Below are 6,977 nucleotides of genomic sequence, written 5' to 3' on the forward strand. Positions count from 1 at the left end.
GCGGCGGCCGTCCGAATATGTGAAGGAGCATTTCTGGTTCACCACCCAGCCGATCGACGAGCCGGACGAGGCGCGGCATCTGCGCTCCCTGATCGAATGGGTCGGCGTCGATCGCCTGCTGTTCTCCTCGGACTACCCGCATTGGGACTTTGATGATCCGCGCTTTGCCTTCAAGACGCCGCTGACGGAGGCCGAACGCCAGAAGATCTTCAACGGCAACGCCCGCGCGCTGTACAAGCTTTGATCGCAAGAACAAAAGAATGACCCGCCACATCGTCGCCCGTACTACGGAGATCCCGCCCGGCGGCAACAAGGTGGTCGGCGTGGAGGGCCGCGACATTGTCGTGTTCCATGTCAACGGCGAGTTCTTCGCGTTGCTCAACCGTTGCCCGCATGCCGGCGCGCCGCTCGACAAAGCCGCCTGTGTGGCGCGGCTGACCTCGCCGGAACCCGGGGTCTATCAGCGCTCGCGGGTCGGCGAACTCTTGCGCTGCGCCTGGCACGGCTGGGAATTCGACATGCGCAACGGGCAATCCTGGTTCGACCCGAAGCGGGTCAAGGTGCGGACCTATCCGGTCGTGATCGAGGACGGCGAGACGCTGGCCAAGGGGCCTTACGTGGCGGAGACCTTTCCGGTTCACATCGAAGACAGTTACGTCATCATCGAGACGTGAGCCGGCTATCTTGCGCGCATGCGGGGCAGCTCGGGCGCGCTCGCACCCATCGCCGCGCGTCTATCGGCAATGGCATAATGAAACTGCTCCAGCACCAGGCCAAAGGCCGAGACGTCCTCCTCTTCGATTGCGCCGTCATCGAAGGCGTCGAGCGTCTCGCGCAGCACGCCATCCACCTCGCGCTGCATGGCCAGCAATTCGTCCGGGGTTTCCGCGGTGCGCACCTTCGCAATCAGGCTCAGCATCTTGTCCCGATGCAGCGTGTTCTGCTCCCGCTCGTCTCGTCTCAGGAAGTGACGCAGCCAGGCCCAACCCGAACCAAGTCCCGAGAGAACCAGCACGGCAGCCCAGAAATAATCGCTGTACCGCTCGAGGAAGGTGCGCTCGGTACCGTCGATGTAGGCGGCCGCTCCCTGGTGCACCGGCAGCTCGGCGTCCTTGTCGGTGTCCGGCTTCTTGATGTGCGCGGCGCCGGGGAATTGTCTCGCCAGCACCTGACGAATGGCGAACAATTGCCGGGCCAGCGCGCCGACCGTCGTTTCCGGCAACGCCTTTCGCGCCACGATCAGGTGGTTGACGCTGACGGTGTCGATCTTGTCATCGGGTCTCGCCGGCGACGCATTGAAGATGCTGCCCGGTATCTCCTCGGATTCATAAAGCGGGTGCTTCTGGGCGATGGCTTCCGATACGTCGATCGGGAGAAATTTTGGTTCGCCCCGGGCGCGCGCGGTGGCTTCGAGCGCCTCGGCGGTGATCTTGCTGTCGAGCGGGCCCACCGCCATGTAGGCATCGATGGCCGGGTCGGCTGCCATCGCCGCGATCTCGGTGGTGCCAAAATTCTGGACCGCAACCTTTTCGGGAGCGACGCCCGATTCGGTCAGGATCACGTTCAGCAATGCGACATTGGCTTGCGTCCGGCCGATGATGGCGACCCGATGGCCGGCGAGATCGTCGATCGTGTTGATCTTCGGTGCCGGTTTTTTCTTCGACCCCTTGACGGGAAGGCCGGAAGGCGCCCACAGCACGACGACGTTCTTGCGCACGATGGCGACGGTTTCGGCGTCGGCCGGCATGTCGAGATCGCCGCGGGCGATCGCCAGATCGGCCTTGGCCGCGGCAAGCAGCGCAATGCTTTGCGTAGCACCTTCGGTCGTGATCGGAGCCAGCCTGACCGCACTGCGGTCGCGGTCGAACGCTTGTGCCAAGACCTGGATCAGCTTCTGATCATCGCTTCCCGGCGGCCCGACGGCAATCCGAAGCGTGACCGGCTTCAAGGCATAATAGAGTGTGCCCGCCGCCGCGGCGAAAACCAGCAACCCGGCGGCCAGCAGCAACAGCAGGGAGTTCCGTCTTTTCAGGCTGCGACGCGACACGCCTGCGGTTCTGCCAAGGTCGTCCGATGAAGACATCGCTGCTGCCGGGCTGAAGAAAAATCACAGGGCCGCCGTTAGGATATCACGCTTCCTGGCCCAGGTCCGATCGGCGTTGGCCACGGACCTTGGGAGGGCGCTATGCCGGCCCGATTGCCAAGAACCATATATCAGCCCACTCGGTTACGACCTTAACGTGCTGGTCCCGCATCCAAACGGTCGTGTAATACCCGAAGGAATGAAGCGGGTTTAGAAGCGGTTTTTTCGCGGGAGGCTGGCCGCAAATGCGATGCGGGTGCTATAAGGCTGCTCCGGTGGCCATGACAGGTAGAAGCGGATGTCGAAGCAGTCGATGCGGGAAGAGGCCGAGCGCCTGATCCGCGAAACCATGGAACGCAAGACCATCGTCGTGAAGCAGGGCAATACTCGCATCGAGACGGTCTGCGGCAAATGCGGCGCGCCCAATCGCATCTCCGCGGAAAAAGGCGCGACCCGCGTCAAGTTCGCGTGCAAGCAATGCGGGCACAAGCAAGAGACGCTGTAAGGTCTCTCCGTCGTCGCGTATCCGGGCGGCTACTTGCTGCTGACCGGCAATTTGACCGGGACGTGCGGCGAGGTACTTATCACGCGCGGGCTTCCATCCGGGTGGCTGGCGTGGCTCCTGAGCGTCTCAATCAGCAGAATGAATTTTTCGGCGAGCATGGGCCTGCACTCCCTTAAGGTCACTCTTCCGGTTGCCGGCGCCGGGCGGTGCTGTTCACGGTTTCAGGCGGAGGCGTGGGTCTTGCGCATCTCGGCGAGGCGAGCCCTGCAATACTCGAGATAGATCAAATTAATTAATGCGGACATGACCACACTCCATTGTCGATCAATGCAGCGATTTTGACCCCTTATTCTTTCCGGCGGTCTTCGCAGCACGGCCAAAATGGTTTCGTCGCCGGTCTATTTGGTTTCTTTGGAACTTCCCCACGAAACCGGTTCACGCGACCGTGAGTGCTTGGCCGCCGGTGAACGGCGGCCCCAGCCGGCAAGTTCTGGCACTTTGCAGCTACTTGAAAGCTTCGCAAACGGTCTGGTGATCCCGCCTGACCGCGCCGGCGGTTCGCGCCGAGACCGCAGCCCACCATGCATCGAGCGCCTTGCGATCGCAGCGCAGCTTGACGCTCATGCCGCCGGCAAATTTGATCCAGTCCCCGAAGCGATGGCTCGGCACCGCGATCACGACCGGAATATCGGCGCTCAGGGCGCGCTCGACCAGGAACGACAGGCCCTTTCCCTCGCATTCCTGCCGTCCGAACCGGTTGACGATCACGAGGTCGGCCCCCTCCTCGATCGCGCCGGCGACCCGGGCGCCCGCGCCCAGGAGTTGGCCGACATCCAGCCTGCAGCCGGTCGCGCCGGCCCCGAGGTTCTGGAACAGCTGCAGTTCCTCGCCGTTATGGACCAGCATCGCCGACAGTTTCCGCGCATCGAGGCAATGATGGCCGGTCTGCACCAGCCCGACCGCGCGATAGCCGCGAGCGTTCAGGTCCGACGCAAAATCCCGCAGCACTTCATCCGGGTCCTGATCCCGTTCGTAGACCATGGCTGCAAGGTCGCATTGGGCGTCAAACATGACGGCATCTCCATTATACCCAGCCACATACCACGAAATTGACCGGAGGGCCACGGCCAGTCGGTTCGACGGCCGCCAAAACGCGGACTAGAGGCCGCCGTCAGTCGCGATATATTCGACTGAATATAACGAATGATCGTGCTTCCCGATGGAGATCGACACCCAGGCCCTCACCACCTGCGAAGTCGCAGACGACCGCGGCGCCATTTCGCTCGGGTTCGTCGATTCTACCGGCAAGCCGGCGACCATCCGGCTGTCGCTGAACCAGGTCGGCGCGCTGGCCATGACGCTGCCGGGGCTGATCGACAGGGCGCTGCAAACCCGCTTCGGCGATCAGAGCCTGCGCTACGCTTACCCGCTCGAATCGTGGCTGGTCGAACAATCGTCCGATCCCACCCAGACCATGGTGACGCTGCGGACCGTCGACGGCTTCAGCGTGTGTTTTTCAATCCCGCGGCGCCAGCAGAGCGAACTCGGCGAGGCGCTGGTGGCGCAGCCCACGCGGAATGCGACGCTGCGGCCGCATTAGAGATGGCATCATCCGGATGCATCCATGCATAGTGTGTTCCCCACGGCTCCGTCAGCTTGATCCTATGCGCCGGCTGGCTGTGGCGGCCTTTCCCGACCGGCCGTTCGGGGGTGTGCACTGGAATGCCCCTTGCTCAAAAGATGCGTGGAGAAGTCCGACTTCGTTGATCGGTAACTTGGTTTCGACCTGTGAGTCGGACAAACTTCTATTTCAATTCACGGCGCGCGATATCGAGTGCATGTTCCCTCCATGGAACCTGTCTGTTCGAGTCCGGGGCAAGGGGGCGAAAGATGCTGGCACGCTGGGGATGCGTTGTTGCCGCTTGCCTCGGGCTGGTGCCGTGCGCGGAAGCCGCCGAGCACGCGGGACTTGTTCACCGCGCATCCTGTTCCGTTGTCCGGTTCTACGTCGCCAGGTTTTCGGAAACCGCCGCCGAGATGTGGGCGAGAAGCCACGGCGCCACGGAGGCCGATATCGAGGCGGCGCGGCGTTGTCTCAAGAGCGGACCGAGTGAGAATGCGCAAGCGGCTCATTGGACGGCGCAATGGCGGCCAGCAATCAGGATCGATCCGAACTGATCGATTTCGGTGGATATGTAAACTCCACCGGCCAGATCGTGATATGATGAATCTGGCGGCGCGTTTGTGATCTCGCGCCGCTCTCCCAAACTTCACCCCGTCGAGGGCGGCGGGGTCTTTTCACGGCCATGCCGCGCTTGCGCTGGCTTTTCCATATGCGGAGCGGACGCGTGGTAATGCCGCGTTCCGCACAAGCGATATTTCAGCGACTGCAATTGCGCTCGCTAGGTCCGTCCGCGCCGCTCCGCCAGGATGTCTTCCACGATGCCGAGAACGCCGTCACCCGAGATTCTTTCCCGCCTCTTGTGGCGATCGAACCCAAGCAATTGGTCGAACTCGGACGGGGCATAAGTCAGCCCGTCGCTATCGATGATCTGGACCAACCAGCCGGTCTTGAAAAGTCCACGGGCCTTGGCGACCGTGGCGGTCGGGCCTTCCCGGTGCGTCTCGATGGTTTCACCGTCTTTGGAGGCGCGGATGGTAAAGATCATTGGAAATCTCTGAACTGAAAATTGCGTCAGTGTGGGCATAACGATCCGCGAGGAGCGGGGTTCGCCGGCGGATCGTTTTCAATCGTTCGCCAGGATGTAAAGTTCTCGAAGCTGTTTCTGAATCTGTTCGATGCGCCTGACGCTGTTTGGAAATGATTTTCGGACCCGCGGGCTCGTCAAGGCGGTCCAGCCGCCGCCGCTCGGTACAATCGCAATCGAGATTGTGGGAGAACAGTCATTGAACGACGACAGCTTCTCCCGGAAAATCCAGATAAGTTCGGTGCTCGAAATCCTGCTCTTGGCCAATCAATAAATCCGTTTCAAGGTTCCCCTAACCTGAACAGGAAATTCAGGCCGAGACAACGTGGATCGCAACTTAACCTAACTGGTCAACCTTACCACAGGGGGCCGGGAGTTGGGCTCTCGCCAAAATCAGGGATAGGCGCCTTGAACCAGGTTCCCGGGCGATGCGACCTATGGTCTCGCAAGTATACCTGCAATTGAAGGGTGGCTGAGATGCGAGCCAGGCGGGTTGGAAAGGTCGCGCAGGCCTCGCTGCTCCTGACGGTCCTGACCGCGGGATCTGCCTCAGCCTACGACCCCTACGATCCGCGCAATTGCAACGGCTTCGAATGGGACGACAAACGGGCGCTGGTCGTCCAGAAGGTTACGGCCAGGCCGCGCGTCAGCTTCGTCAAGAGTCCCTACGACGACGATTTCAAGGCCGAGACCTGCCCGGCGTCGACCGAGGCTTGCCGGCAAAAGGCCTACCTCGTCGCCGGCGACCTCGTGCTCACAGGCAAGACGCTCGGCTCGTTCACCTGCATCTCCTACCAGGAGAAAAAGCAGATGTGGGCCACGGGGTGGCTGCCGGGCACGGCGCTAACCCCGGTCGCGCCGATGCCATCACCGAAGATTTCAGATTGGCTCGGTACCTGGTCCCACCCCGGTGGCGGCGTCGAGATCACGCGCGGCGCCGGTGGCAAATTGCATATCGAAGGCGTCATGCTCGTCCCCGCCGGGAAGACGACCAACAACGGCGTGATCGAGGCCCAGGCGACACCGCAGAACGACACCATCGCCTTCGTCAACGACGGCAGCGTCCCGTTCGAGAACATGGATGAACCAGGCTGCCGCGTCCGCATGCAGCGCATCGGCCCGTGGCTGCTGGTCGAAGACAACGGCGATTGCGGCGGCTCCGGGGTGACGTTCAGCGGGCTTTATCACCGGAAAAAATGAGACGCTGCCGCTCATCCTTCGAGGGCCGGCGAGCGCAGCACGATCCGTGCTCCGTCTTCGGCTTCTTCTTGATCTTCCGGCGCAAACGGCAGCTCCGCCGGTGGTAGTGACCACCAGCGAGAGCCGACGAGAGCGCGTGCGTCAGGCCGCCTTCGATTTGGACTTCGCCACATGCGTGGCGATCGCATCCATCAGTGCCGGCGACAGGCAATCATAGGGTTCTAGCCCGAGTTCCTTGAGGCGCGACCTGATCCCATCCATTTCGGAAGGGTTGACGCCGGACTCGATGACCGAGGACACGAAGGCTGCGAAGCCCGGTGCCGCGGAGCCCGTTTCCTGGAACAGTTCGGGATGGATGAAGTCCAGCCCGTAGAACGGATGCGCCTTGTTCTCGATGCGGCCGTACATATGCGTGCCGCAGGCCTTGCAGGCGTGCCGCTGGATGGTTGCCGAGGCGTCGATGATGTGCAGCTTGTCGCCG

Annotated in this window: 10 protein-coding genes and 1 pseudogene; 7 read left to right on the plus strand and 4 right to left on the minus strand. The window is 62.2% G+C overall.

Annotated elements, in window-relative coordinates:
* Together QZ213_RS22225 and QZ213_RS22230 are read left to right on the plus strand one after the other, a co-directional pair.
* The coding region (locus QZ213_RS22225) for an amidohydrolase family protein (RefSeq protein WP_291688244.1) at positions 1-244 on the plus strand (244 nt) is incomplete at its 5' end.
* A 16-nt stretch (positions 245-260) separates the two neighbouring features.
* Positions 261-674, plus strand: a complete 414-nt coding sequence (locus QZ213_RS22230) for a Rieske (2Fe-2S) protein (protein WP_291688245.1) — start codon at positions 261-263, stop codon at positions 672-674.
* A gap of 5 nt (positions 675-679) precedes the next feature.
* On the opposite strand, the gene QZ213_RS22235 is transcribed toward QZ213_RS22230, so the two are convergent.
* The gene (locus QZ213_RS22235; RefSeq protein WP_291688246.1) at positions 680-2,083 is read right to left on the minus strand and encodes a TAXI family TRAP transporter solute-binding subunit; all 1,404 of its coding nucleotides are present in this window, start codon (positions 2,081-2,083) and stop codon (positions 680-682) included.
* A 298-nt stretch (positions 2,084-2,381) separates the two neighbouring features.
* Between QZ213_RS22235 and QZ213_RS22240 the strand changes: the two genes are divergently transcribed.
* Positions 2,382-2,588: a hypothetical protein gene (locus QZ213_RS22240; protein ID WP_291688247.1), complete on the plus strand. Its 207-nt coding sequence runs from the start codon at positions 2,382-2,384 to the stop codon at positions 2,586-2,588.
* 504 nt (positions 2,589-3,092) lie between these two features.
* Here QZ213_RS22240 and QZ213_RS22245 read toward each other — a convergent pair.
* Complete coding sequence (locus QZ213_RS22245) at positions 3,093-3,659, minus strand: DUF2478 domain-containing protein (protein WP_291688248.1); 567 nt, start codon at positions 3,657-3,659, stop codon at positions 3,093-3,095.
* A 148-nt stretch (positions 3,660-3,807) separates the two neighbouring features.
* Here QZ213_RS22245 and QZ213_RS22250 point away from each other — a divergent pair, with 148 nt between their 5' ends.
* Positions 3,808-4,188 (plus strand): hypothetical protein, encoded by a 381-nt coding sequence (locus QZ213_RS22250; protein ID WP_291688249.1) that lies wholly within the window; start codon positions 3,808-3,810, stop codon positions 4,186-4,188.
* Between the two features lie 290 nt (positions 4,189-4,478).
* Positions 4,479-4,766, plus strand: a complete 288-nt coding sequence (locus QZ213_RS22255; RefSeq protein WP_291688250.1) for a hypothetical protein — start codon at positions 4,479-4,481, stop codon at positions 4,764-4,766.
* A 224-nt stretch (positions 4,767-4,990) separates the two neighbouring features.
* Here QZ213_RS22255 and QZ213_RS22260 read toward each other — a convergent pair whose 3' ends face one another.
* Positions 4,991-5,257 carry a hypothetical protein gene (locus QZ213_RS22260; protein ID WP_291688251.1) on the minus strand — a complete coding sequence of 89 codons (267 nt, stop codon included), beginning with the start codon at positions 5,255-5,257 and terminating at the stop codon, positions 4,991-4,993.
* A gap of 130 nt (positions 5,258-5,387) precedes the next feature.
* Here QZ213_RS22260 and QZ213_RS22265 point away from each other — a divergent pair, with 130 nt between their 5' ends.
* Both QZ213_RS22265 and QZ213_RS22270 read left to right on the plus strand, forming a co-directional pair.
* A complete protein-coding gene (locus QZ213_RS22265; RefSeq protein ID WP_291688252.1) occupies positions 5,388-5,570 on the plus strand; it encodes a hypothetical protein in 183 nt (60 codons plus the stop codon).
* Positions 5,571-5,773: 203 nt separating this feature from the next.
* Positions 5,774-6,496, plus strand: coding sequence for a hypothetical protein (locus tag QZ213_RS22270; RefSeq protein ID WP_291688253.1), 723 nt, complete (start codon positions 5,774-5,776; stop codon positions 6,494-6,496).
* A 141-nt stretch (positions 6,497-6,637) separates the two neighbouring features.
* Here QZ213_RS22270 and QZ213_RS22275 read toward each other — a convergent pair.
* Positions 6,638-6,977: pseudogene (locus QZ213_RS22275) on the minus strand (glutathione-dependent formaldehyde-activating protein); the annotation flags it as partial.

The sequence above is a fragment of the Bradyrhizobium sp. genome, from assembly GCF_017881085.1.
Classification (GTDB): Bacteria; Pseudomonadota; Alphaproteobacteria; order Rhizobiales; family Xanthobacteraceae; genus Bradyrhizobium.

Coding starts and splice junctions, on each gene's coding strand:
- QZ213_RS22230 (WP_291688245.1), top strand. CDS start 261: ATGACCCGCCACATCGTCGCCCGTACTACGGAGATCCCGCCCGGCGGC.
- QZ213_RS22235 (WP_291688246.1), bottom strand. CDS start 2,083: ATGTCTTCATCGGACGACCTTGGCAGAACCGCAGGCGTGTCGCGTCGC.
- QZ213_RS22240 (WP_291688247.1), top strand. CDS start 2,382: ATGTCGAAGCAGTCGATGCGGGAAGAGGCCGAGCGCCTGATCCGCGAA.
- QZ213_RS22245 (WP_291688248.1), bottom strand. CDS start 3,659: ATGTTTGACGCCCAATGCGACCTTGCAGCCATGGTCTACGAACGGGAT.
- QZ213_RS22250 (WP_291688249.1), top strand. CDS start 3,808: ATGGAGATCGACACCCAGGCCCTCACCACCTGCGAAGTCGCAGACGAC.
- QZ213_RS22255 (WP_291688250.1), top strand. CDS start 4,479: ATGCTGGCACGCTGGGGATGCGTTGTTGCCGCTTGCCTCGGGCTGGTG.
- QZ213_RS22260 (WP_291688251.1), bottom strand. CDS start 5,257: ATGATCTTTACCATCCGCGCCTCCAAAGACGGTGAAACCATCGAGACG.
- QZ213_RS22265 (WP_291688252.1), top strand. CDS start 5,388: ATGCGCCTGACGCTGTTTGGAAATGATTTTCGGACCCGCGGGCTCGTC.
- QZ213_RS22270 (WP_291688253.1), top strand. CDS start 5,774: ATGCGAGCCAGGCGGGTTGGAAAGGTCGCGCAGGCCTCGCTGCTCCTG.